The 25,882-nt window shown below is 44.5% G+C and carries 23 protein-coding genes and 4 tRNA genes; 23 read left to right on the top strand and 4 right to left on the bottom strand.

Annotation, left to right across the window (positions count from 1 at the left end; all coding sequences use genetic code 11):
- Positions 1 to 10: 10 nt before the first annotated feature.
- On the bottom strand, positions 11 to 2,161 hold the full coding sequence (gene fadB / locus B3Q46_RS11155) for a fatty acid oxidation complex subunit alpha FadB (protein WP_005232577.1): 2,151 nt from the start codon (positions 2,159 to 2,161) through the stop codon (positions 11 to 13).
- Between the two features lie 489 nt (positions 2,162 to 2,650).
- Here fadB and lpxO point away from each other — a divergent pair, with 489 nt between their 5' ends.
- A complete protein-coding gene (gene lpxO, locus B3Q46_RS11150) occupies positions 2,651 to 3,568 on the top strand; it encodes a lipid A hydroxylase LpxO (protein ID WP_286715460.1) in 918 nt (305 codons plus the stop codon).
- Positions 3,569 to 3,676: 108 nt separating this feature from the next.
- Positions 3,677 to 4,093 (top strand): PH domain-containing protein, encoded by a 417-nt coding sequence (locus B3Q46_RS11145; protein WP_286715456.1) that lies wholly within the window; start codon positions 3,677 to 3,679, stop codon positions 4,091 to 4,093.
- Here B3Q46_RS11145 and B3Q46_RS11140 read toward each other — a convergent pair.
- Entirely contained in the window at positions 4,090 to 5,154 is a 1,065-nt protein-coding gene (locus B3Q46_RS11140) for an AAA family ATPase (RefSeq protein WP_286715453.1), read from the bottom strand. The two genes, B3Q46_RS11145 and B3Q46_RS11140, sit on opposite strands and share 4 nt — an antisense overlap.
- Before the next feature lie 224 nt (positions 5,155 to 5,378).
- On the opposite strand from B3Q46_RS11140, the gene uvrC reads away from it, so the two are divergent.
- From uvrC to pgsA, 3 genes are all read left to right on the top strand, one after another.
- Positions 5,379 to 7,193, top strand: coding sequence for an excinuclease ABC subunit UvrC (uvrC, locus tag B3Q46_RS11135; RefSeq protein ID WP_286715450.1), 1,815 nt, complete (start codon positions 5,379 to 5,381; stop codon positions 7,191 to 7,193).
- A 118-nt stretch (positions 7,194 to 7,311) separates the two neighbouring features.
- Positions 7,312 to 8,106, top strand: coding sequence for a thioesterase family protein (locus B3Q46_RS11130; RefSeq protein WP_208462590.1), 795 nt, complete (start codon positions 7,312 to 7,314; stop codon positions 8,104 to 8,106).
- A gap of 107 nt (positions 8,107 to 8,213) precedes the next feature.
- Positions 8,214 to 8,801 carry a CDP-diacylglycerol--glycerol-3-phosphate 3-phosphatidyltransferase gene (gene pgsA, locus B3Q46_RS11125; RefSeq protein WP_004781631.1) on the top strand — a complete coding sequence of 196 codons (588 nt, stop codon included), beginning with the start codon at positions 8,214 to 8,216 and terminating at the stop codon, positions 8,799 to 8,801.
- A 764-nt stretch (positions 8,802 to 9,565) separates the two neighbouring features.
- Here the strand turns inward: pgsA and B3Q46_RS11120 are convergent.
- Positions 9,566 to 9,841, bottom strand: a complete 276-nt coding sequence (locus tag B3Q46_RS11120; RefSeq protein WP_004781637.1) for an oxidative damage protection protein — start codon at positions 9,839 to 9,841, stop codon at positions 9,566 to 9,568.
- 29 nt (positions 9,842 to 9,870) lie between these two features.
- Positions 9,871 to 11,301 (bottom strand): argininosuccinate lyase, encoded by a 1,431-nt coding sequence (gene argH / locus B3Q46_RS11115; RefSeq protein WP_051065353.1) that lies wholly within the window; start codon positions 11,299 to 11,301, stop codon positions 9,871 to 9,873.
- Between argH and B3Q46_RS11110 the strand changes: the two genes are divergently transcribed.
- From B3Q46_RS11110 to B3Q46_RS11025, 18 genes are all read left to right on the top strand, one after another.
- Positions 11,292 to 12,446 (top strand): sensor histidine kinase, encoded by a 1,155-nt coding sequence (locus B3Q46_RS11110; protein ID WP_208462591.1) that lies wholly within the window; start codon positions 11,292 to 11,294, stop codon positions 12,444 to 12,446. The genes argH and B3Q46_RS11110 overlap by 10 nt on opposite strands.
- 69 nt (positions 12,447 to 12,515) lie before the next feature.
- On the top strand, positions 12,516 to 13,256 hold the full coding sequence (locus B3Q46_RS11105; RefSeq protein WP_005232557.1) for a LytR/AlgR family response regulator transcription factor: 741 nt from the start codon (positions 12,516 to 12,518) through the stop codon (positions 13,254 to 13,256).
- Positions 13,257 to 13,370: 114 nt separating this feature from the next.
- Positions 13,371 to 14,294, top strand: a complete 924-nt coding sequence (gene hemC, locus B3Q46_RS11100; protein ID WP_286715441.1) for a hydroxymethylbilane synthase — start codon at positions 13,371 to 13,373, stop codon at positions 14,292 to 14,294.
- Complete coding sequence (locus B3Q46_RS11095) at positions 14,294 to 15,061, top strand: uroporphyrinogen-III synthase (protein ID WP_208462593.1); 768 nt, start codon at positions 14,294 to 14,296, stop codon at positions 15,059 to 15,061. The genes hemC and B3Q46_RS11095 overlap by 1 nt, the downstream gene beginning before the upstream one ends.
- Before the next feature lie 7 nt (positions 15,062 to 15,068).
- Entirely contained in the window at positions 15,069 to 15,908 is an 840-nt protein-coding gene (locus B3Q46_RS11090; protein ID WP_208462594.1) for a hypothetical protein, read from the top strand.
- Positions 15,909 to 15,914: 6 nt separating this feature from the next.
- Entirely contained in the window at positions 15,915 to 17,108 is a 1,194-nt protein-coding gene (locus tag B3Q46_RS11085; RefSeq protein ID WP_180057924.1) for a heme biosynthesis protein HemY, read from the top strand.
- A gap of 7 nt (positions 17,109 to 17,115) precedes the next feature.
- Positions 17,116 to 17,541, top strand: a complete 426-nt coding sequence (locus B3Q46_RS11080) for an acyl-CoA thioesterase (protein ID WP_004781650.1) — start codon at positions 17,116 to 17,118, stop codon at positions 17,539 to 17,541.
- A gap of 153 nt (positions 17,542 to 17,694) precedes the next feature.
- Positions 17,695 to 18,021: an H-NS family nucleoid-associated regulatory protein gene (locus B3Q46_RS11075; RefSeq protein ID WP_079281036.1), complete on the top strand. Its 327-nt coding sequence runs from the start codon at positions 17,695 to 17,697 to the stop codon at positions 18,019 to 18,021.
- Between the two features lie 187 nt (positions 18,022 to 18,208).
- On the top strand, positions 18,209 to 18,952 hold the full coding sequence (gspN, locus tag B3Q46_RS11070; RefSeq protein WP_004781653.1) for a type II secretion system protein N: 744 nt from the start codon (positions 18,209 to 18,211) through the stop codon (positions 18,950 to 18,952).
- On the top strand, positions 18,952 to 19,806 hold the full coding sequence (locus B3Q46_RS11065; protein WP_208462596.1) for a type II secretion system protein N: 855 nt from the start codon (positions 18,952 to 18,954) through the stop codon (positions 19,804 to 19,806). The genes gspN and B3Q46_RS11065 overlap by 1 nt, the downstream gene beginning before the upstream one ends.
- Positions 19,807 to 19,844: 38 nt before the next feature.
- Positions 19,845 to 22,100, top strand: coding sequence for a type II secretion system secretin GspD (gspD, locus tag B3Q46_RS11060; protein ID WP_208462597.1), 2,256 nt, complete (start codon positions 19,845 to 19,847; stop codon positions 22,098 to 22,100).
- Positions 22,101 to 22,162: 62 nt separating this feature from the next.
- The gene (locus tag B3Q46_RS11055; RefSeq protein WP_208462598.1) at positions 22,163 to 22,822 is read left to right on the top strand and encodes an FHA domain-containing protein; all 660 of its coding nucleotides are present in this window, start codon (positions 22,163 to 22,165) and stop codon (positions 22,820 to 22,822) included.
- Positions 22,823 to 22,900: 78 nt separating this feature from the next.
- The gene (gph, locus tag B3Q46_RS11050; RefSeq protein ID WP_180013261.1) at positions 22,901 to 23,569 is read left to right on the top strand and encodes a phosphoglycolate phosphatase; all 669 of its coding nucleotides are present in this window, start codon (positions 22,901 to 22,903) and stop codon (positions 23,567 to 23,569) included.
- Positions 23,570 to 23,677: 108 nt separating this feature from the next.
- The gene (gene trpE / locus B3Q46_RS11045; protein ID WP_208462599.1) at positions 23,678 to 25,171 is read left to right on the top strand and encodes an anthranilate synthase component I; all 1,494 of its coding nucleotides are present in this window, start codon (positions 23,678 to 23,680) and stop codon (positions 25,169 to 25,171) included.
- A 98-nt stretch (positions 25,172 to 25,269) separates the two neighbouring features.
- A tRNA-Thr gene (locus tag B3Q46_RS11040) sits at positions 25,270 to 25,345 on the top strand.
- A 55-nt stretch (positions 25,346 to 25,400) separates the two neighbouring features.
- A tRNA-Tyr gene (locus tag B3Q46_RS11035) sits at positions 25,401 to 25,484 on the top strand.
- Between the two features lie 36 nt (positions 25,485 to 25,520).
- A tRNA-Gly gene (locus tag B3Q46_RS11030) sits at positions 25,521 to 25,596 on the top strand.
- 21 nt (positions 25,597 to 25,617) lie between these two features.
- Positions 25,618 to 25,692: transfer RNA gene (locus B3Q46_RS11025), tRNA-Thr, on the top strand.
- Positions 25,693 to 25,882: the final 190 nt, after the last annotated feature.

The raw sequence follows: 25,882 nt of genomic DNA, 5'->3' as shown, positions 1-25,882 counted from the left end.
ACGTCACTCCTTAACCGTAGAATTTTTTGTTGTTAGCAGCCATGTCGCGCAATGATTGCGGCGCTTCATAAGCCTTACCTAAGTGCGCGTATTTGTCGCAAAGTGCAACATACTCAGCTACACCAGTTTGGTCGATATAACGGCATGGACCACCACGGAATGGAGGGAAGCCTACACCCATGATCATCGCCATATCTGCTTCAGCCGGAGTTGCAACAATGTTGTCTTCCAGGCAACGAACAGTTTCGTTACAGAAAGCCAGCATCATACGGTCAATGATCTCTTGAGGATCAAATTCACGTTTTTCAGCAGTTGCAACAGATGCCACAAGCTCGTATGCAGTTGGATCAACCACTTTGGCTTTTTTGCCTTTACGGTCAAGTTCGTATTTGTAGAAACCAACATCATTCTTTTGACCCAGACGGTTGTTTTCGTACATCACTTGGATTGAACCTTTGAAATCAGGTTTCATACGATCCGGGAAGCCTTCAGCCATGACTTCTGCACCGTGAACGCCAGTATCGATACCGACCACGTCCATCAGGTAAGCAGGGCCCATAGGCCAGCCGAATTTTTCCATCACTTTGTCGATTTGCTGGAAGTCAGCACCATCTTTCAGTAACAGGTCAAATGCACCGAAGTAAGGGAACAGTACACGGTTTACCAGGAAGCCCGGGCAGTCATTCACTACGATTGGTGTTTTACCCATTTTCTGAGCAAGAACAACAGTCGTTGCAATTGCTTCAGCAGAAGTCTTCTCACCACGAATCACTTCCACCAATGGCATCATGTGTACCGGGTTAAAGAAGTGCATACCGACGAAGTTTTCAGGACGTTCCAGATTTTCAGCCAGACGCGTGATTGAAATCGTAGAGGTGTTTGACGCAATGATCGTGTTTTCACGTACTTTAGATTCAGTTTCTTTCAGTACGATACCTTTCACTTTCGGGTTTTCGGTTACCGCTTCGATCACGATGTCGACTTCTTTAAACTCGTCATAGCTTAAAGTAGGACGGATGCGAGCAAGGGTTTCACCCATTTGCGCCGGTTTCATTTTCTTGCGTTCAACCTGCTTGGTCAGCAGTTTATTCGCTTCAGACATACCCAGTGCAAGTTGCTGGTTACCGATGTCTTTCATGATGATTGGAGTGCCTTTGCTTGCCGCCTGGTAAGCAATACCACCACCCATGATCCCTGCGCCTAGAACGGCAGCCTGGTTCACTGGATGTGCACCTTGTTCATATTTTTTAGAAGTTTTCTTCACCACCTGGTCGTTCAGGAACAGACCGATTAACGCACCCGCTTGTGGAGTTACCGCTGCTTTCGCAAAGCCTTGAGCTTCAACTTTTAACGCTTCATCGCGGTGTAAGCTTGCACCTGCCTGAAGAGAATCAAGCAATAGTTTTGGCGCCGGGTATTGAGCAGGGTTTGCTTTTGCAAGAACCGCACCTTTCGCCGTATTGAACGCCATCATTTGCTCAAGCATGTTCAGCTTGATTGGATCCAGTTTTTCCTGGCGTTTTGCCTGCCAGTCTAAACGGCCATGGATCGCCTGTTTCACCAGGTCAATCGCAGCATCTTTCAGTTTGTCTGCAGCCACAACCGCATCAACAGCACCATCTTTCAGTGCAGCAGCCGGTTTTTTCGGAGTAGCCATGGCCATCCATTCAACTGCATTGTCGATACCGATCAGACGGCTTAAACGAACCGTACCACCGAAACCAGGGAAGATACCAAGTTTGATTTCAGGCAGGCCGACTTGCGCCTGTTCTGACATCACACGGTAGTCACAGACTAAGCACATCTCGAAACCGCCACCCAGCGCCATACCGTTAATCGCGGCAACTTTAGGAATGTCCAGGTCTTCGAAGCTGTTAAAAATTTCATGAACTGGTAGTGCCCAGTCAACAATTGCCTGTTCGCCTTGAGCAAAGTTATCGCCGAATTCAGTAATGTCAGCACCTACAATAAATGTAGACTTGCCTGAAGTCACGATTAAACCCTGAATGTCAGCAGCGGAAACTGCGTCAATCGCAGCCTTGAAATCTTCAATCGTTGCACGGTTGAATTTGTTAACCGACTCACCTTGTAAGTCAAAGCGGAATTCTGCAATTCCGTCCTCAAGCATTTGGACGGTAATGGCATTGCCAGCGTGGATCATGCCCTGATCTCCTTTATTTTGGAGGACTTCTAAGTTGATGTTGTGAAGCAAGCGCGCATTTCCCGCGCACTTTTTTACTTCGCTAATCTTACGATAACTATATCCAAAAAGAACAACACAAGTTGTATCAAGCCGTGACGCAAGGGTCATCAATTTTCATCGCTCAATCAAGGTGTTGTCATATCCGGAATACAGTGAACCGTTATCGCAGTGTAATGAAGTTATTGTTTCAATTTCACTTTTTTATTGCTGTCGCGCTGTTTTTATAACGCAAATTGACCAGATAGGGAATGTTTGCTGTGTGGTGTTTTGGTCAAAATAGTCAATTGAGATTCAAATTATTCGATACGGATGTAAGAAAATGTATGCAACGCTGTGTTCTACAAGCGGGTAGGGAGAGCAAAAGCAGCTTTGTTATAATGCGGCCCAGATGTGACTTTTTTATTTTTCCCCGTTCTTTTTTAGGGCTAGGATTTTTTGGGTATTGATATGCTTAAGTGGATTATTTTGGCCATCTTTGTCATCTCAGCGTTATATATTCAGCGACGTGGCACAGTTCGGCATTCTTTTTATCGCCAGTTTTTTGACCATTCGACCCTGTTTGCACCGATCAATTTTCTGATGTACGCCTTTTCACGTGTACCGAATCAGCCTTATATCGATACGCAGCATTTTAAAGACCTAAAAGTGCTGGATGAAAACTGGGAAATGATTCGTGATGAAGCACAGGCGCTCTATCAGAAAGGCGGCATCAAGGCATCGAGCAAATATGATGACCTGGGGTTTAACTCATTTTTTAAGACTGGCTGGAAACGCTTCTATTTAAAATGGTATGACTCGGCGCATCCATCTGCAGCAGAACTCTGCCCAAAAACTACGGCTTTGCTCAAAACCTTGCCAACTATTAAGGCGGCTATGTTTACCGAGCTGGCACCCGACAGCCGTCTGGTACGCCATCGTGACCCTTATGCCGGTTCATTGCGTTATCACTTGGGCTTAATGACCCCGAATGATGACCGCTGCTTTATCGATGTCGATGGTCAGCGTTATTCCTGGCGTGACGGCGAAAGCGTGGTATTTGATGAAACCTATATTCATTATGCCGAAAACAAGACTGACCAGAACCGGATCATTTTCTTTGCAGATGTCGAGCGACCTTTAAAAACCCGCTGGATGGAACGCTTCAATCACTGGTTTGGCAAAAAAGTGATGACGGCAGCTAGCTCACCGAATGAAGTTGGAGATCAGACTGGTGGCTTAAACAAGGCCTTTGGTTATGTCTATCAACTTCGGGTTAAGGCTAAGGCTTTAAAAGCACAAAACCGCCAGTTGTACTATTTCCTGAAATGGTTCTTGATGTTAGGTATTTTCTTCCTGATCTTTGTTCGTCCTTATCTGTTTGCTTAAGCTGCAACATAAAAAATAAAACGCCCACATGGGCGTTTTTTATTGTTTGCAGAGATTCACCACATCATTCTGATTTTGTGTAAGATAAAACAAATTAAGGGGAAGATGATGCGTGTATTTCGTTCCAAAAAAGACTGGTGGTTGCTGGCATTTTTAATCTGTATGAGTGGTTTGTTATTGCAATTACTACTGACCATGCAGGCCAAAGGGACGATGGCTCAATATCCAGTGCATACCGCAGTCTATATACTCACAATCCTCTTGGTCTGGTGGCCGGTCTGGAGTACCCGTTATATCGTGCAGGATGGGCAATTGACCATTAAAAGCCTATGGCTGAGCTGGCAAATTCCGCTCAGTTCAATTCAGAACATCCAGCCTACAGATCACTCAGAAATTGCACCTGCTTTGTCTTTCAAGCGTTTAAAAGTCAGCTATACGTTGGCAGATCAGCAAAAATATGTCCTGATTTCACCTAAAGACCCGGATGCATTGATTCAGGCGATTCAAGCACATCAAACAGTTTAATTGAAATTAGATGCTTGAGGTTGAACTAGCAATTGACCATTAATGCAGTCCAGATGGAGTTGCAGTTGCTCCGGATGGTTCAGGAAATAAATCGCTAAGATTGGTTCCAGTTCAGTCCGTATTTTCCGGCCCAGATGACGGGCGCCATAACGGATGTCATGACCTTGATAAAAATGAGCCTTGGCTGCATCAGTGAGGTGAATCTGTCGTTTCTGGTGTTGTAGACGTTGATTTAATTTATCCAGCTCAATCTCAACCAGTCGTGGCAGGGCATCATTTTGGACGGCCTGATAGTGCAAGGTACGGTCAATCCGGTTTAAAAATTCAGGATCGAACTTGCGCTGCATGACTTTTTCAATGATCTGCTGGGTCGGTACTTTTTTCAGACATAGTTGCTGCACTTTTTGCGGCAGATAACTGAGCTTTTCCAGATATTGCTGTGAGGCCTGTGCGCCGATATTACTGGTCATAAAAATCATGCAGTTACGAAAATCGATAGTTTTGGTACCAGCAGTCAACGTCAGTCGGCCGGTATCCAGTACATTCATCAGGCCACGAATGACTTCAGTACTGGCTTTTTCCAGTTCATCGAACAGCATGATGCCGGGACGGGTATGGCTTCCGGCAATAGCGGTTTCATCAAACAGGCTATGACCTTCTTTAGAGCCAACATAACCCGGAGGCGCACCAGTCAGTGCAGCTGCATAATGTTCCTGCGCCAAAGTATTCATATCAATCCGGCAGAAAGCATCAGGGCGGCCATAAATTGCTTCGGCAATCAGGCGCACAGTTTCGGTCTTGCCAACACCGGTCGGGCCAAGCATTAAGGTAACCGAAAGCGGACGTTCTGGACTGGAAAAGTCAGCCTTGACCACATGCAGCATTTTTTCAATTTCATTTAAGGCCACATCTTGACCGATGATCCGTTCCCGTAGCAACTGCATTACAGACTGAGGTTCAAAATGAAAACGCGGTTTCCCAATCAAACGGTCACGCTCAGACTGACTATGGCTAGAGGTGGCAGGTTGCACAACATGAATACCGGATTGGGAACTTGTCATCTTGGATCATCTCGAGATTGAACCTGTCGAGCATAGCAAAGTTAGTTCAGGCGACTTATAGCTTTTAGCAATCAGACCATATTGGGTTGCTTATAAATACGGCACTTTGAGCATAACCTGTTTCACTTTGGATGACAGTTCGGATGAATTTTGTGTCATCGCTTGAAAATGACACATTAAACATCACATATATCTGCATATTGCAGGTGAAAAATAGGTTTTAGGTGAACGAGAACGCACGCCCTCATAACGCACGCCCTCATATTGAAAAAATCTTGGCCAATATGACTACCTTACCCGGGGTCTACCGGATGTATGGCAAAGATGGCGAACTCTTATATGTGGGAAAAGCCAAGAACCTGAAAAATCGGGTCTCCAGTTATTTTGTCAAAACCCTTGATCATCCCAAGACTCAAGCTTTGGTAGCACGGATTTATGACATTCAAACCTTGGTGGTGCGTTCAGAAACTGAAGCTTTATTGCTAGAGCAAAACCTGATCAAACTGCATCGTCCGCCATATAACATCATGCTGCGTGATGACAAATCCTATGTCTATATTTTTGTCTCTGCAGACAAGCCTTATCCGCGGATTGCCAGCGGTCGTGGCAAGGGCAAACATCAGGTCGGCAAGTTCTTTGGACCTTATCCGAGTGCTTACAATGCCCGCGATACTTTGGTTATTCTGCAAAAATTATTCAACGTACGTTCCTGTGAGAACGGTTTCTTTGCCAATCGTACTCGACCTTGTTTGCAATATCAGATCAAGCGCTGTTCCGGCCCTTGTGTCGGCCTGATTTCGCCTGAGGATTATCAGGAAGATGTCAATAATTCGATTCGCTTCCTGCAAGGCGATACCAAAGAGCTGAATCAGGAACTGATTGCCAAGATGGAAGCAGCTGCAGAAAATCTGGAATTTGAAAAGGCGGTATTTTATCGTGACCGGATGGCGTTACTGCGTGATGTACAGGCCCAGCAGGCGATTTATAAAGTCAAAGGTGAGGCGGATATTCTGGCGATTGCCTATCAGGCAGGGGTGACCTGTGTGCAAATCATGCATGTGCGTAATGGCAAAATGCTCGGCGGTAAAGGCTATTTCCCGGATATGCTGAGTGATGATCTGGGGCAAATGCTCTCGGATTTTATTGCCAATTTCTACTTCCAGGTTGCCGATGAAATTCCTTCTGAACTGATCGTAAATATTGAAATGCCAGATCGGAAGGAGCTGGAAGCCGCACTTTCTCAACATTTTGACAAGAAAATTCAGATCAAGTCCAAAGTCCGGGAAACCCGTGCCGAATGGCTGGAACTCGCTCAGATGAATGTGCAACATGCCATTCAGGGCAAGCTGGCCAATCACTTTGAGCTGAATGAACGTTTCCATCAGTTAGAGGAAGTCGTGGGACGACCTGTAGATCGGATTGAGTGTTTCGATATCTCGCATACTATGGGTGAAGATACGGTTGCCTCCTGTGTGGTGTTTGACAGTGGTGGTGCACGCAAACGTGATTATCGCCAATTTTCTATCAATGATATTCAGGCGGGGGATGACTATGCCGCGATGCGTCAGGCCTTAACCCGCCGTTATAAAAAAGCCATGCTGCCAGATTTGCTGCTGATTGACGGTGGTAAAGGGCAATTGCATATGGCGATGGAAGTCATGCAAGAACTTGGACTGGATGCCTTTATGGTTGGTGTGTCTAAAGGCGAAGGGCGTAAGCCAGGTCTGGAAACCCTGCATTTTACCGATGGCAGCAAGATTCAGCTTCCAGAAGATCATAAGGCCCTGCATCTGATCCAGCAGGTACGTGACGAAGCTCACCGTTTTGCCATTACCCGCCATCGGGCCAAACGCGATAAAAAACGGGGATCATCGGTACTGGAGGTTATTCCGGGACTGGGGCCGAAGCGCCGTCGTGATTTATTGACCCATTTTGGCGGGATTCAGGGCGTGCTTAAAGCTTCTGAAAAAGACCTGCAACTGGTGCCGGGTCTGGGTTCGGTGATGGCCCGGATGATTTATAAAGTTCTGCATGAGTAATCGTTTTATATCAATTACAAGTGCAGAAATGCACATTGACCTTCGAGTCAAAGGCCATTTCTATTCATAGATTTTTCCAGCAATATATCGGTTCATCAGACAAAGTTGAAGGATCGATATGTCGTTGCAAGCACTGTACGCACAAATTGCGCAGCAAGAATGGATTGAAATGCCGACAGGCTGGGGGCAGGGAAGAACCATCTACGGTGGACTTGCAGCTGCAGTCATGATGCAAAAAGCCGTGGTGACGATCAATGATCCTGCTAAACGTCTGCTGAGTACCAGTGTGACTTTTGTTGGCCCGGTACAGGAAGGCAAAGCACGCCTGACTGCGGAAATTCTGCGTGAAGGCAAATCGGTCACTACCATCGAAGTGCGTCTATGGCAGGATGAGGCTGTTCAGAGCATTCTGATTGCCAGTTTCGGTGTAGCGCGTGATTCTAGCATTCAGGTACATCAGGAAATGCAGGCTCCGGATTATGCTCCTCCTGAAACCCTGTTCCGGATTCCTGCACAGTTCAAGCTTCCAAAGTGCTTTGATCATTTCGAACTCAGATGGGCAGACCTGAATCTGCCGTGCAGTTCAAGTGTACGTCCTGATTTTGAAGGCTGGTGCCGCTTCCACCCCGATCTACATTCTGACCGTGAATTTCAGTTAGCTGACCTGATGGCCATTTTTGACATCTGGCCACCTGGGGTGTTGCCGATGTTTCAGACACTGGCCCCGGCGAGCAGCCTGACCTGGACTGTAACCTATGTGCATCCAGTGCAGCATCAGCTACATGATTGGTTTAAATATAAAGTGATTACCGACCATGCGGCTGACGGTTATTCAACAGAACATGCCTATCTGTGGGATGCAGAAAATCGGCTGATTGCGATGGCCAGACAGACAGTGACGGTGTTTGCCTAGTGACACTTCAAGTCAATTCGTATAAAGTGAAGCTTATTAATGATGGATTAAACCTCGAAAAAAGTGTGCATTTTCATCGTACATGAGGGGAACAATTGGCGGTGTCTATGACTACAGGTCGTATCCTGAATATTCCAAATATCTTGACCTTGGCTCGTATTATCCTGATTCCGGTTTTTTTATTGGTCGCATATTGGCCACCGGCAATGGGATTTAATGAAACCAGTCCTGATGTGACGCGGCATATTATCTTAACGACAATTTTTGTAGTGGCTGCAGTCACTGACTGGTTTGATGGTTATCTGGCGCGTACTCTGAATCAGACGTCTGCTTTTGGTCGTTTTTTGGATCCAGTTGCAGACAAGTTGATGGTCGCTGCTGCGCTTATTGTCTTAGTGCAATGGCAACCTTCGATCTCGATGGCTTTTGCAGCGATTGTGATTATTTCACGGGAAATTACAGTTTCAGCTTTACGTGAATGGATGGCTGAACTCGGTGCGCGTACCAGTGTGGCGGTGTCGACAGTGGGTAAATACAAAACCGCGTTCCAGATGATCGCAATTACGGTTTTCCTGCTGAACTGGCCACCGCTAGAAATGCTGGCTTATGCTTTGCTATATACAGCTGTGGTACTGACCTTATGGTCAATGTTTATTTATCTAAAAGCAGCCTGGCCATATCTGAAACAGCCTTAATCAATAAAAGCTCCTTAAAGGGGCTTTTTTTTATAGCTGAAATAGGAAATATAAAAATAGCAGGCAAAAAAATACCCAGCCTTTGGGGGAAGAACTGGGATGAAATCGGGGGTATTTCTCAGTTATTATTATAGTTATTCAAAGATATCTCATCTTCTTGCTGGTCATTATAGGGAACACCTTCCACAAAATCATGTGGTTTCTTGTAGCTGAATGTTGTGTTTTGTGAGAGCAATGTATACAGAATTTACAATTGATTATTTTGATACAAATCTGATTGCTTTTCAGTAAGATAATGGCTGCTTAAATTTAAAAAACACGGTAGGAAAATGACAGGTTTTGAGCCTGTTTTTTAGTTCAATAATTTTCGATTTCATGAAAGCTAGAATAATTTTTAGAGTGCTTTTAAGGGAAATAGAGTATCTATAGAAAAAGAATATCCGAGGAGTCTCTTGCCTGGTATTTAACTCATGATCTGATGAAGAAGTAATTTTCAAATTAAAAAGGGAATTCTTTTTATAGATTAATTTTTTATAGCATTCGAAGTTATATGTTTCGCTTAATTTACGTAAAAGAAAAGCTTGAGCTTAGATAAAAAAATTTCTATGTAAGGAGTTTTTTTATTCTATGAACTCATAGCTGCTTGTCTTGTGCAAGGGCAGAGCAGTGTTTTTGATATAAGAAAAGCCCCGTTTATGGAGCTTTTCAAATGTTGACCTACGCGCACCTTCGGTGCTTGTCTTGAAGAAAAATAAGGCAGCGCCTTATTTTTCTTCAGGCTTTAGACCTTCAGCTTTTTCCAATGATTCATCATTGTTAAAGAACTTCTCGCGTTGCTCTTCAAGGAACTTTTTCGCATCCGGTTCAAACACGTTTAAACGCTTTTCATTGATCAGCGTGGTCTGGTGTTTCAGCCATTCTTGCCAAGCCTGTTTAGATATCGTATCAAACAGTTCCTGACCCTTTGCACCCGGGAATGGTGCAAAGTCTAAACCTTCCATTTCTTGTTGATACTTACGGCAAAAAACTTGTCGAGACATATCAATACTCCAATTTAAAGCGAAAGCAATTAAGCGTAAAGTTTCTCTAGGCGAGCATGCGCACGTTCGATCGCAGCTTCAACCTGTGCAGGTGCAGTACCACCGATGTGATTACGTGCATTCACAGATGCTTCTAAGGTCAGGGCTTTTTCGAATACATCTGCCTGAATCAGATCAGAGAACTGTTGCAGTTGCTCAAGTGTCAGTTCAGACAGGTCTTTACCTTCCTGTACACCCAGAGCTACCGCTTTACCCACAATTTCGTGTGCATCACGGAATGCTACGCCATTTTTTACCAGATAATCTGCCAGGTCAGTGGCCGTTGAGAAGCCACGAAGTGCTGCTTCACGCATAATTTCGATGTTTGGTACAAGCGCAGGAATCATATCCGCAAATGCCATTAGTGAACCACGGACGGTATCGATCGCATCAAATAATGGTTCTTTGTCTTCCTGGTTATCTTTGTTGTAAGCAAGCGGTTGACCTTTCATTAGGGTCAACAAGCTCATCAGATCACCATATACACGGCCAGTTTTACCACGGATCAGTTCAGGTACATCCGGGTTTTTCTTCTGCGGCATAATAGATGAACCAGTACAGAAACGGTCTGGAATATTTACGAACTTGAACTGAGCCGATGTCCATAGGATCATTTCTTCAGACATACGTGACAGGTGCATCATAATTAAAGATGCCGCAGCATTGAATTCAATACCGAAATCACGGTCAGAAACAGCATCAAGTGAGTTTTCAGCAACAGCTTCAAAACCTAGAAGCTCAGCGGTATAAGCACGGTCAATCGGGTAAGTCGTACCTGCCAGAGCAGCAGAACCGAGTGGCATACGGTTAACACGTTTACGGCAATCAATCAGACGCTCAGAGTCACGTACCAGCATTTCAAACCAAGCCATTAAGTGATGACCAAAAGTCACTGGCTGTGCAGTTTGCAGATGGGTAAAACCTGGCATGATGGTATTGGTGTTTTTAGCTGCCAGACCCAGGATGCCTTTTTGCAATTTTTTCAGTAATTCCAGGATGGCATCAATTTCATCACGGACATACAGACGGATATCTGTGGCAACCTGGTCATTACGGCTACGGCCCGTATGCAATTTTTTACCGGTGATGCCGATACGCTGAGTCAGGCGCGACTCAATGTTCATATGCACATCTTCAAGGTCAATGCGCCATTCGAAGTTACCTGCTTCAATATCTGCTTTAATGGCAGTCAGACCTTCGATAATGTCATCACGTTCCTGTTCGGTCAGTACGCCAACTTTTGCCAGCATGGTTGCATGTGCAATCGAGCCTGCAATGTCTTGTTTATAAAAACGTTGGTCAAATTGAACAGATGCTGTAAATTCAGCAACAAAAGCATCAGTCGCTTCAGAGAAACGACCGCCCCACATACCCGAAGTCTGGGCTTGTGATGGATTTGAGGAATTAGAAGATGTGGTCATGTCGGCTCAATCAGATTAAAAGCAGTAGAACGAAAAAGAGTATAACAAATTCAAAGCCCGTTGCCGAAGTCCAAGTCGATCAATCTTTTACATCTCCGACCGGATCAGTGCAAAGCTCTTATTTTTTTAGCCAGATCGGCAAGCTGCACTATTTGCTGGAAATGTTTATTGGCGGCAATGTGCTGGCCATGGTCTTAGCCTTGGCAAAAGCACAGTCCTGGCAGGCACTCAATCTGGCAGATCTGCTTCAATATATGCTGTATATCAACTGGATACTGTTATGTTTTGCAGCGCTAGTCGAGCTTTTTCATCAGCACTTTCAACGTATGGGGATTAAGCTGGCATTAATCTGCGGATTTTTGCTATTACAGGCGATTGTTTTGGTAACTACGACCAGTCTGAATGTGCTGACTTATTTTGGCAGCAATTTGAATTTTCAGGGACTGAGTCTGGCAGTCGCACTGGATCAGGTCGGCCTACATCTGAGTTTTGGTATCCTGTTAGGCATGTTCTGTTTTCGCTATCTGTATTTGCGTGAACAATGGGAGCAGCAGCAGCACAGTGAATTACATGCACGGATTCAGGCCATGCAGGCCAGGATTCATCCGCATTTTCTGTTTAATAGTCTCAATAGCGTGATTAGCCTGATCAGTATTGACCCGGACAAAGCCGAACAAATGTTGCTGAATTTGTCCCGTTTATTTCGGGCCAGTTTTCAGGAATTGAAACTGGTCAAGTTGCAGGAAGAAATTGAACTCTGCCAGCGCTATTTGGAGATTGAACAGATTCGTCTGGGAGAGCGTTTACAGGTCGAATGGAAATTAGAAAACAAAGACTTATACTCACAAGTCCAAATTCCATTATTGACTTTACAACCCCTAGTGGAAAATAGTATTTTCCATGGAGTTGAAAAAATTTTGACAAAGAGTACCATAAGCATATTGATTGAAATCTTGCAAAATCAAATTAATATCATCATAACAAACCCCTATACGCAGGATAATAAAACATTAAAAAAGGGACATGGTATTGCAATTGAAAATGTCAGACAGCGTCTGGAAGCTTATTACGGACCTACGATGACGTTTCAAACTTTCGCCGGTGGAGGGGTGTTTACCACGGTTGTGCAATATCGCTATAAATAAAAAGAAATCAAGGAAATCACAGTTAACTTATAATCAAATGAATAATGTTGACTGGATTAAGGAGGAGAAATGGACGTCCTGATTTGTGACGATGAGCCTTTGGCTGTCGAGCGACTATCACGTTTAGTCTCTCAACTGGGGCATGATGTGGTTGCAACAGCTACGCATGGTCGTCAAGCAATTGATCTGGCTCACCAGCATGAACCTGATGTCATCTTATTAGATATTCAAATGCCTGAAATGGATGGTTTGACCTGTGCGCAGCATTTGCGTCAGCTCGACCCGATGCCGGCTATTGTCTTTTGTACGGCCTATGACCAACACGCGCTGGATGCATTCAAGTCTAATGCAGACGGCTACCTGCTTAAACCGGTGATGCAACAGGAATTGGCACAGGTTTTAGAGCATCTAATTAAACTTACCCAAGCTCAAATGAGCCAACTAAAACAAAAAGAAAATATGGAAGAAATCAATATCAGCCGCCATCAAATTGCGGCAAAGACCTATCGCGGGGTCGAATTGGTGCCAGTTGAAAATATCTATTATTTTCTGGCGGATCAAAAATATGTGACCGTACGCCATAAAAACGGCAGTGTCCTGATTGATGAAACCCTGAAGGAGTTGGAACAGGAGTTTGGACATCAGTTCATCAGGATTCACCGTAATGCACTGGTTTCGGTTCACTATCTGGAAGGCTTGGAAGTGGTGAGTTCCGGCCAGTATCAGGTGCGTTGTCGTGAACTGGAAGAGCGTCTGGCGGTCAGTCGGCGTCATTTGCCATTCTTGCGGGAACGGATTCAGAAACTCTAAACGGATCAATGAGTTCGTCTGGACCAGTATTGAAACTTGCATAAATTCGCTTGCATTTTCAAGTGAGCAGGTTAAGTTTAGACTATTGTTCTCATTGACTGTTTATTGAAATTTATGAAGACCCTAAAAATTGCTACTCGACAAAGTCCACTTGCGCTCTGGCAGGCGGAACATATCCGTGCACGCTTACAGGACCTGCATGCTGGACTTCAGGTCGAGTTAGTCACTTTTGTTACACAGGGTGATAAAATTCTTGATACGCCATTGGCTAAAATTGGCGGTAAGGGCTTATTTGTAAAAGAATTAGAAGCAGCCTTACTAGATGGTCGTGCTGATCTGGCAGTCCATTCAATGAAAGATGTGCCAATGGCTTTGCCTGAAGGCTTATCTTTGGCAGTCATCTGTGAACGTGAAGATCCACTGGATGCTTTTGTCTCAAATACTTATGCCAGTTTTGACGAATTGCCTCAAGGTGCCAAAGTTGGAACTTCCAGCTTGCGCCGTAAAACCCAGATTTTAAAACAGCGTCCGGACCTTGAGATTATCGATTTACGCGGTAATGTTGGTACACGCTTATCCAAACTGGATGCAGGTCAGTATGATGCAATCATCCTGGCCAGTGCCGGTTTAAAACGCTTGGGCCTTGCAGATCGTATTCGTCATAGTATTGTGCCTGAAGTAAGTTTACCCGCAGTAGGACAGGGTGCACTGGGCCTGGAATGCCGGAGTGGAGATCAAGCAGTATTAGATTTAATCCAGCCTCTGTTACATGTAGAAACTGATGCCTGTGTCCGTGCCGAACGTGCCTTTAATGCCTATCTGGAAGGTGGCTGTCAGGTGCCAATCGCAGGCTATGCCACTTTAAATGAAGGTGTCATTTCGATTGAAGGCCGGGTCGGTAGCGTAGATGGCGCAACTTTGCTACGTGCACAGCAGAGCGGAAACATGGCAGATGCAGAACAATTGGGCGTGCAGCTGGCTAAAGATCTGCTAGATCAGGGCGCAGGCGAGTTACTGAAAGCCCTTTATTCAAAATAATGTTGTTCATTAATACCCGTCCGAGTGATCGTGCTGCAAATTTAACGCAAGCCCTACAGACAGCGCAGATTCCGGTGATAGAGTTACCCTTGCTAGAACTGCTACAGCAGCCTTATACGGATGAGCTGGCCAGTTTATTTAGGCAGCTACCCCAAGCAAAACTGATCGTCGTCGTGAGTCCGACCGCTGCCCAGATGGGCATGCAATATTTGCAGCAGGCAGGTCTATCATTGAGTGATCTTGGAAGTGTCCAGTGGGTCGCTGTAGGTAAAGCTACCGAGCAGGCTTTAGCAAGCTACGGTATCCAGAGTTATGTGCCTGATGTGGAGACTTCGGAAGGGATGCTGCAATTGCCTGCGCTACAGCAGTTAGCTACCGGATCAACTGTCGCCTTTTGGCGAGGTGAAGGTGGGCGTCAATTTATGATGCAGCATTTAAAGGATCAGCAAATTCATATATTGAATTTCATTTTATATGATCGTCAGTGTCCGCCAGTTACTTCCGAGATATTAGCTAAACATTTGACGAGCCTTGAAGCTAATCCCCGTTATGCAGTCTTGGTCAGCAGTGAAGCGAGCTGGCTTAACTGGCTAGCCTTGATGCAGCCGTATCCGCATCTCATCAATCGGGCATTGTATTTGGTTTTGGGGCCGCGTTTGGCTGCCATGCTTGGGGAATATCAACAGCAACATCAGGCTGGTTTCCAATTCGCTCAGTTAGAGGACTTAAGCGGATCGACGATTTTGCAGCAGCTACTGATGTACTAGGAAACGCATGAAAAAATTATTCATTGTTTTTTTCATCTTGAGCTTGGCGTGGATTGCCAAGCTGAGCTATGACCTGTTTGGCTTAAATTCAGTACAGACTGAATTGACCCAGAATTTTAAGCAGCTGCAACAGCAGAATGCCAATCTGAATGATCAGCTGGTGGCCTTAAAGCGTCAGGTTGCTACGGGCCAAACAGCAAACCCTGAAACACCGAACAAGGGGACAGTTCAGGATACTCCTAGGGCTGACTTGCAGGATGATCTACCTTTAGTCGAGCAATATCTGGATCTGGTTGAGTTTGCCTTGCAGCAGCAACAATATGCAATGGCTATGGAAAAGTTGAACCAATTATCCAATCAGCTTGAACATCTAGAACTGGCACCTGCTCTTCTGGGTAGCCTGAATCAGGCGATTGACAAGGATCGGGAAGTCCTTAAGCAGTTCATCAATAATCGTTTAGTACAACAGAATAAATTAAAAGAATTACTGCAACAGATTGATGTTGAAATGGAAAAGGAAATCCAGGTGCAGCATCAGAATCGCGCTACATCCCAAAGCTCATTCTGGCAGCGCTGGATTCAGATTGAATCAGTCGAGAAGCCGAGTGCAGTCTTAATGCAGCGTAATCTGGTCTTAAAAGAAGCTCAGCTGCGTTTACTGATTGCAGAAAATAGTGTGCAACAAGGACAGCAGGTAGCTTTCCAGCAAGCCCTGAAAAGTGTGATCGAGGTATTGGCTCAACTTCCGGATGCGCAAAGCAAACAATGGATTCAGCGACTGGAGCAAATCAAGGCGGCACCTCAAACGCCTACTCCTCAGCTCAATACGCGTACCCTGATCGGTTAATTGCTTATGAAACAGATTTTACTTGCTTATTTACTGGTTGGTTTGCTGGGCTTAGCGATCTTGAGCGTACTGAGCTATGGTTATGGTGCGGGCTATGTCTATCTGTATTGGCGCGAACTACAGATCCAGACCACTTTCTGGTTTCTGGTGGGCTTGCTTATCGTAATCAGCTTCATGATGCATATGCTGTGGTATGCGACCAAGCGTTATCTCAGCTTTAAACGGCGTAAACATGAAACGGTATTCAGCTTTGCCCGCCTGCATCCTTATGAGCAGTTAGCTGTGGTTTGGTTATTAAATGCTGCACAGGATCAACGGGATTTTATCCAGCAGTCTTTTAATCAGTCAGGATTGCTCAAGCATATTATTGATGCCCGATTATCCTGGGGACAGCAACAATATAGCGAAGCATTAAGTAGTTTAAATCAGTCTAATCCAATGGCATTTGAACTGGCAGAATTACAGCGGATTGAAATCTATTTATCACAGCAAGATGGTCAGCAGGCATTAACACATTTAGAGTTTTTAAATCAGCATGAGTTATCTCCCTGGTTAAGACGAGTCAAAACCGCTTATGAGCAGCGTTTAAATGCTTTATGGGGACAATTTGCCTTACAGTTTCCCTGGTTATATTTACGTTCAACCAAATATGGTCATTTAGACCAAGAAGTAAAAAAAATATGGCTGCAGCAATTATTAATAGCTTATGACCAGGCTACTGAAGATGATTTGGAATATTTAAAACAACGTTATCTTGATTTAAAACAGGATATATTTAATCGTGACTATGAAGTCAAGCTATTATGGTTGAAACTGTTATTTAGAATGCCGGAAATGAGTGTTGAGCATGAATGCCTTGCTAAACACTTACTGGAACTCCAATTTAATCAGGATGTATTTTATTTATGGTTCCAGCAGCAGTTATTAAAGCAGTTTCCAGATTATGCAGATATTGAGCAGCAGATCTCAGTTTGGGATGCAAAATATACTGCACTGCCAATATTAAGTTTTGCCAAATGGCATATTCTACAGGCGACTGGCCGGGTAGAAGAAGCTCAGCAATTGCTGGATCTCTATCCAGATGACATTCGCATGAGCTATTTGAGAATTAAATCTGTATTACAGGGAAGAGAGGATTTAATACAGCAGTTAAATGCCGTATTTGAATCGAATGTTAATTTTATCGAAATCAGAATTTGAGGAAATAATGTCAGAATTACAACAATATCCGGTGATTTATTCGCAAACTGTTGCATGGGGAGACATGGATGCGTTTGGGCATGTTAATAATGCCATGTATTACCGTTATATAGAAAGTGCCCGTTTGGCTTATTTGGGTAAATTAAATATCTTTGATGAAGATATTTTAACAGTAGTGGCTTCAAATCAATGCCGTTATTTAAAACCTGTGGTTTATCCAGATCAATTAAAAGTGGCGGCACGAATTGATGAAATTCGGAATAGTGCAGTCAGAATGCATTATTTATTATGGAGTGAACAGCAGCAAAGTATCGTAGCTACTTCAGAAGCAGTAATTGTATGTTTAAATAAAAATATGCAGAAAACTGAAATACCTGAACATATTCGAGAAAAAATAAAATCGCTGGAATTAACTGTACAACATGAAATTTAATACTAGCGTTGCATCTCTAATTTAATGATTAATTTTGTAATGACCCTTAAGTTTATTGTTATACATTTAAAATTTTATATTGAATATTACACTTAATATAAATATCATGGGTTCGTTATTTATTAAAAGAAATAATGCTATTTATTGGAGAACATGATGCCAGACATTACAAATTTATCAGTTGAAGAGTTAAAACGTTTACAAGCAGAAGCTGAGTCTTTAATTGCTTTGAAAAAAGATCAGGAAATTGAAGATGCTTATCATCAGGTATTGGATATTGCCGACAAAGTAGGCTTAACGATTGAACAGCTTCTTGAGTTTGGTGCTTCTAAACGTAAAAAAACTGCACGTAAGTCTGTAGAGCCACGTTATCGCAGTAAAAGCAATCCGGAAGACACCTGGACTGGTCGCGGTAAACAGCCACGCTGGTTAGTTGCTGAATTAGAGAAAGGCGCAAAACTGGAAGATTTTGTGATCTAATCCTTTTTCCTCATTATTCATCATCAGGCTGGTATGCATACGGCCGGTGATTGATCAGCCAAGCATATCCTGCTTGGTTTTTTTATGCCTATGAATTGGCGTCAGAGAAAAAGTGTGCATAATGGGATTATAAAATGACAAAACTATAAATTTAGGGGTTTCGATTGGATAGGTTGGTCGTGGCGGGATGAGCAATAAGCCGAAAACATTAAAATGGTTGATATTTGCAATTCTAGCCTTTTTTGTCTTTGTGATTCTGCAAGTACCTGCAGCTTGGTTAATTTCAAAATTTTATAAAAATAATCAGGTCTTACATAATGTAAGCGGGAATATCTGGCAGGGAAGTGCGGACTGGAAAAAAGGTAATCTTCGGGGAAGTCTGAACTGGCAGGTTCGTCCTTTGGACCTGTTATTGCTGAGATTAGGAGCGAATATTGATCTGCATAGCGGTAATACCCAGTTTTCGGGTGTGATGGGCTATGGTCTGAATAAAACTTTAACCGTCAAAAATCTTGAGGGACAGCTTGCACCTGAAACTTTAAAGAAGATTGCTGACTGGCAATGGCCAACCAACCCGATTCAGTTTAAAGAACTCGATTTTAAATATAAAAAAGAGCAAGGCTTTAGCCATGTAGATGGCCAGATGCAGTGGAGCGGTGGTGAACTGATTTACACGTTTGCCCAGCGTCAGGAGCGTATGAATGTACCGGTTCTGAGTGGTCAGTTATCCGATGAGAATGGGCAGCTGCTGTTGGACGTACGCGACAATCGTGATCAACGTATGTTGAATATTAAACTGGATCCAAGCTTGATGCTGGATATTCAGCTGACACAGCGTTTTCTATTGAATGCTCCTTCTTATACGGGTAAAGCTGGACTGGATACTTACGTGATTAGTACCCGTCAGCCTTTAATGGGGGGCTTTAACTAATGGCAAGCCCACTCGATTATTTTAAAAATATTGATTTGAAGCAGACAGAGCGTATCGCTCCGATTTTATTGTTCCTGCTGATTCTGTATTTATGCTGGAAATTGGCCGCCTTATTCTGGCTTCTGGTGGCTCCGCCACAAGCGATGCAGATTGATCAGGTAGAACTGGGGTCACAACAGGCTCAAGTGCCGAACATTAGTGTCTTTTCATTATTTCAGGAAAATACTTACGCAGCGAACACTGCTGAAACTGCCAATATTGTCTTGCAGGGAGTTGTGGTGGCGAGCCCAAGCTATAACTCTTCAGCAGTCTTGAAAATTAATGACCAGTCTGACCGTTATCGGGTCGGAGAAGTATTGGGGAATAGCGGTTTTACGCTGGCTGAAGTGTATTGGGACCGGGTGATTTTGCGTAAATCAAGCGGTGCGACCCAAGAAATCCTGTTTAAAGGGTTGGAAAATGGTTTAAACCAGCCAATCGTGCCGGATACCTCAGCATCTTCAAATCCGATGCCTCCGATGCATACGGAAAGTGGTATGCCTGAGCAACCTTCACCGCAGAGTGAAATCAATCGGGCTATCCAGCAGATGCAGGAAAATAAGGACCAGTACTTACAGAATATGGGGGTAAGTGCAGCAGAGGGTGGTTATGAAGTGACTTCACGGACACCGGCTGCACTGCGTAATCGCTTGGGATTAAGACCGGGAGACCGGATTTTGTCTTTGAATGGTCAGACCCTGTCGCAGGGACAAACCGAAGCACAGTTACTGGAACAGGCTCGACGTGAAGGTCAGGTCAAACTTGAAATAAAACGTGGTGATCAGGTGATGACCATACAACAGGATTTGAAGTGATGTGTCATCACGCATAGGGTTAGGAAACACAAAAGTTTATGGCTTTATTTAATAATAATCGATCAGCATGGGCATTCTGTGTGGCCGCACCATTGGTTGCTATGGTCAGTACGGCAAGTTATGCGCAAACCTGGAAAATCAATCTCCGGGATGCAGACTTAACCGCCTTCATTAATGAAGTGGCGGATATTACCGGTAAAAATTTTGCGGTAGATCCTCGGGTTCGAGGTAATGTCACGGTCATTTCCAACAAGCCACTGAATAAAAACGAAGTTTATGACCTGTTTTTAGGGGTCTTGAATGTCAATGGTGTAGTGGCCATTCCTTCAGGAAATACCATCAAGCTGGTTCCAGACAGCAATGTCAAAAGCTCCGGGATTCCCTATGATGCACGTCATCGTGCGACTGGTGACCAGATTGTCACTCGCGTGATCTGGCTGGAAAATACCAATCCGAATGACCTGATTCCGGCCCTGCGTCCGTTAATGCCACAGTTTGCCCATTTGGCTGCCGTTCCGGGCACCAATGCACTAATTGTGTCGGACCGAGCCACTAATATCTATCAGCTGGAAACCATCATCCGTAATCTGGATGGCACGGGCCAGAATGATATTGAAGCCATTAGCCTGCAATCCAGTCAGGCCGAAGAAATGATCGAGCTGATTGATTCAATGGCAGCAACAGGCGCGGCTAAAGATTTGCGTGGTTCGCGGGTGCGGGTCATGGCAGATGTGCGTACTAACCGGATTTTGATTAAGGGTGATCCGGCAACACGCAAGCGAATTCGTCAGATTATCGAAACGCTGGATGTACCTGCAGCAGACCGTCTGGGTGGTTTAAAAGTCTTTCGTTTGAAATATGCCAGTGCCAAGAATCTTTCGGAAATTTTGCAGGGGTTAGTGACAGGGCAAGCAGTCAATACGAGTTTGGATAATTCTTCTTCTAGTTCGTCTTCATATAATTCGACTAATAACCTGAATAACAATAATACCACTAGCTCAAACAGCTTAGGTGCATCCAATATACAGCTAAATACTGGCATGAAAACCGAGCAGGGCGGGATCAGCAGCTTTAATGCCAATGGCGTCAGCATTATTGCGGATGCCACGCAGAATTCTCTGGTGGTTAAAGCAGACCCGCAACTGATGCGTGAAATCGAATCTGCCATTGGTCAGTTAGATGTACGCCGTCAACAGGTTCTGATTGAAGCAGCAATTATTGAAGTAGAAGGGACAGATGCAGATCAGCTGGGTGTGCAATGGGCCTTAGGTGATATCAGCAGCGGAATTGGTCTGATCAATTTTGATAATTTTGGTACTAGTCTGAAAAATATTGCAGCAGGTTATCTGACTGGCGGTGGTGCAGGTGCGGCAAGTACTGTAGGTGCAGGCAGTTCACTGGTAATCGGTGATTATCGTGAAGGTAGTGATGGTTCACGCCGTTTATACGGCGCGATGATTCAGGCCTTAAAAGAAACCACCAAGTCTAATCTGTTGTCTACACCATCCATTGTGACCATGGACAATGAAGAGGCTTACATCGTTGTCGGTGAAAACGTACCCTTTGTGACCGGTTCAGTTTCTACGGGAGCCGCAGGTGTTGCTAATCCTTATACCACTATTGAGCGTAAAGATGTCGGTGTAACCTTAAAAGTTGTACCGCACATTGGTGAAGATGGTACTGTACGTCTCGAAGTTGAACAGGAAGTCTCAGATGTAAAAGCCAATAAAGGCCAAGCACAAGATTTGGTCACCAGCAAACGTGCGATCAAAACCTCGATTCTGGCAGAACATGGACAAACGATCGTATTAGGTGGCTTGATTTCGGACAATACTAGTTATGGACGTCAGGCAGTACCCGGTCTAGGGGCAATTCCAGGGGTGGGACGTTTGTTCCGCTCAGAAGGTAAATCTAATCAGAAACGAAACCTGTTGATCTTTATCCACCCAACGATTGTGGGTGATAGAAATGAAGTGCGTAAACTGACTCAGCAACGTTATGGTCAGCTGTACAGCCTGCAATTGGCACTCGATTCAGACGGTAATTTTGCCAAGTTGCCGGAAAGTGTTGAAGATGTGTATCAGCAGCGTATTCCAGTTTCTAAGACACCACTGACGAATTCGACCTACCAGAATGTCCCAAGTGCCCCAGCACCAACGCCGTCAGCTACAGCAGTAGCTACACCGGTAGCAATTGAGCCGGGGATTCAGCGACAAGTGGTACAGCAGCCAGTCCAGCAGGTTGAAAAAAGTAGAAATACCGTTACAACAACCACACTTAGACCCAAAAGCTAGACCATTCGCATTTGCATACAGCATGTTATGATAATGTCAAAGAAAATAGAGAAGTAGATTTCATGACTTGGAAAATACAGGCAATTACCGATGACTTGACCGGACAGGAAATAGCAATCGAACGTGACATGCTGGTAGGGCGTCATCAGGCGGCTGATATTGTGCTGCAGGCTGCGGAAATCTCGCGTAAGCATGCTGCTTTTCTGCTGAAAAACGATGCACTATGGGTACAGGATCTAGGCTCATCTAATGGCACTTTCGTGAATGACTTGCGTATTGAGCAGGAAACGCGATTAAAACAAGACGATGTAGTCCAGTTTGCCAGCTTGAAATTTCTGGTTCTTGAACCTGTAGCGCCTGTTGAAGTGGCGCCAGAAGTTGAAGAAACAGCAGAGCAAGTGGTTGAAGAAATCGAAACGGTTGAGAAAACTCCTGCCCAGCAGATGAATGAGCAGGGCATTCCAGAATTGAAAGAGCGTGATGCTTCAGTCAACTTGACCCGTGATGGTATGCCGACCAATGTTGGTATTCCAAAACCTGCGCCTATTGCTGAGGGTGTAGACCTGAGCTCAGTTAAGCCAGAACCCGCTCCAATTCCGGTGGAACAGCCTGTTTCTCGTGTAGAGCAGGAAAAAGAAGCACAGAAAAATGCATCTATTGGACTGATTTCGCTAATCGTTCTGATTATTTTAGCGATTATCGCCTGGGTGTTGTTTAAATAAGCCCATGATTGGTTACAATCGAGGCATGCATCACGCATGCCTTTTTTATGGCTGCAAATAAAGAAAATGAGGGGCAGGATGTCAATTGCACAACTGGAACAACGTAAGCTGATTTTATTCGATCTGGATGGTACCTTGGTGGATTCAGCCCATGATCTGTATCGAGCCATGAATATGAGCCTGAATGTCTTGCAGCTACCACTGGTGACTGAGGAGCAGGTGCGAGTCTGGATTGGTAAAGGGACGTCCAAGTTCTGTGAAAGCGTACTCCAGCATCTGGTGGGAGAAGTATTACCTGCCCAACATCAGGAATTACTTACGACGTTCCTGGAAATTTATAATGCCGATCCTTGTGTAGATACCAAGCCATTTGACGGAATTATCGAGTTTCTGGAATGGGGTAAGGCTAACGATAAAAAACTGATCTGTGTGACCAATAAACCAGAAGAACCGGCACGCAGTATTCTGGATATTCTGGAAATGGCGAAATACTTTGATGACACCATTGGTGGTGATCGCTTTGCCGAGCGTAAGCCAGATCCGCGTCAGTTGTTGCATTGTGTGGAGCATTATGGCGTGACCAAAGATCAGGTACTGATGATCGGGGACTCAGTCAATGACATCGAAGCTGCGCGCCGTGCGGGTATAGATTGTATTGTAGTCAGCTATGGCTATAATCATGGTGAAAATATAGCAGACTGTGATCCTCAAGAAATTGTTGATGATCTACGTGAGTTGCTTGCTTAAATAGGGTACGAAGGAAATAAGATGAATAGTTGTAAGGTTTTTCGATGGCGTCGCTCAGTCCAATTCCATTTTCATACTGAGTAACCCCAATTTAAAGAGAAAAACCGAATGACAACTTCAGCTCAATTCCAGCAACTTGCATCTCAAGGCTTCAACCTGATTCCTGTATACCGTCAGCGTCTGGCTGATACCGATACTCCTTTATCTATCTTTGCCCGTCTGAAACAACACCAACAGGCTTATCTGTTCGAATCTGTGGAAGGGGGGGAGAACTGGGCACGCTATTCAATTATCGGTCTGGGTGAATCCACTGTATTCTCCTGTAATGCGGGTGAACTGACTGTTCAGCATCCAGATGGCTCTATTGAAAAACAGCACTGTGCCGATCCATTCCAGTATATCCGTGACTTTCAAGCACAGTTTAAAGTACCTACTCAGGTGGAACTTCCAGCCTTACCAAGCTTTACTGGTGGTCTTGTCGGTTATTTTGGTTATGACTCAGTACGTTATATCGAACCTAAGCTAAAAAATGTGCCTGAAGCCGATCCTGTAGGCTTGCCAGATATCTGGATGATGCTGTCCAAAACCGTCATCGTATTCGATAACTTGAAAGATACCCTGTTCCTGATTGTACATGCCGATGCAGCTGATCCGGCAGCTTATGATAAAGCACAGCAGCAGCTGGATGAACTGGAAAATATTCTGGCGACACCGGTAAGCCTGAAAGCAGAAAAACATACAGCACCGCATTTTGAGTCTTTAACTGGACATGACGACTTTATTGCCTCTATTGAAAAGGTAAAAGAGTACATCCGTGCCGGAGATGTGATGCAGGTGGTGCCAGGTCATCGTATGGTTTCTGATTTCGATGGTGAGCCTTTACAGGTCTATCGCGCATTACGTCACCTTAATCCATCGCCTTATTTGTTCCTGGTACAAGGGCAAACGCTTGGTAATAACACACCATTCCATATTGTGGGTTCTTCGCCTGAAATTCTTTCTCGTCTGGAAAATGGCATTGCGACTGTTCGTCCATTGGCGGGTACGCGTCCACGTGGTAAAACCAAAGAAGAAGATCTGGCACTGGAAAAAGATCTGCTTTCTGATGAAAAAGAAATTGCCGAGCATTTGATGCTGATTGACTTGGGCCGAAATGATGTTGGTCGCGTGTCAAAAATTGGTAAAGTACAAGTCACTGATCAAATGGTGATCGAACGTTACTCGCATGTGATGCACATTGTGTCAAATGTACAAGGTGAAGTACGTGATGATGTCGATGCACTGGATGTTTTTAAGGCAACTTTCCCGGCTGGAACACTTTCTGGTGCGCCAAAAATCCGTGCAATGGAAATTATTGACGAAGTGGAGCCAGTAAAACGCGGAATTTTTGGCGGCGCTGTTGGTTATTTAGGCTGGCATGGTGAAATGGACATGTCGATTGCCATTCGTACCTGCGTGATTCGTGAAAATAAGGTCTATGTTCAGGCCGGAGCAGGGCTGGTTGCGGACTCAAATCCTGAGTCAGAATGGAATGAAACCCAAATAAAAGCTCGCGCAGTGATCAAAGCGGTTGAATTATCATCAAACGGATTAATTTTGTGAGTTTTTGGCGTTTTTTTTGAAAAAAACACTTGCATGGATTCTGAGTTTTGCTAAACTGCACACCGTTCCGATACGAAACGTACGAAACACTAAGAAACGCCGGCATAGCTCAGTTGGTAGAGCAACTGACTTGTAATCAGTAGGTCCACAGTTCGAATCCGTGTGCCGGCACCATCTTAGAGAGTTTGGAGTGCGAAGTAAAGAACGACACTGATGTAAGTGTAAAAATGGTGAGGTTCCCGAGCGGTCAAAGGGGGCGGACTGTAACTCCGCTACGAAAGTTTCGAAGGTTCGAATCCTTCCCTCACCACCAATTTTAAGACTTCAAAGTGGTAAGTACCAACATCGTGCGGGAGTAGCTCAGTTGGTAGAGCGGCAGCCTTCCAAGCTGCATGTCGCGAGTTCGATCCTCGTCTCCCGCTCCATTGTTTGAAGTGCTAATATTTGCTCTTATAGCTCAGTGGTAGAGCACTCCCTTGGTAAGGGAGAGGTCTCGAGTTCAAATCTCGATAAGAGCTCCAGATTACAGTTTGGCAACGTGGTTGCAAAAATATTTCAAAAGCAGGCTATTTAGTCTGCTTTTCAAGTATTTGGTGTTTGGTTTTTTTTAAACGATATGTCGGAGCTGGGTTTTACTCAGAATTGTGTTCGACGTAAACGAGGAAGATTAACATGGCTAAGGCTAAGTTTGAACGTAATAAGCCACACGTT

The organism is Acinetobacter sp. UBA2581 (assembly GCF_002339435.1).
GTDB lineage: Bacteria > Pseudomonadota > Gammaproteobacteria > Pseudomonadales > Moraxellaceae > Acinetobacter > Acinetobacter variabilis.
The sequence above is the reverse complement of the archived record's forward strand: the minus strand, read 5'-3'. Positions and strand labels throughout refer to the sequence as shown.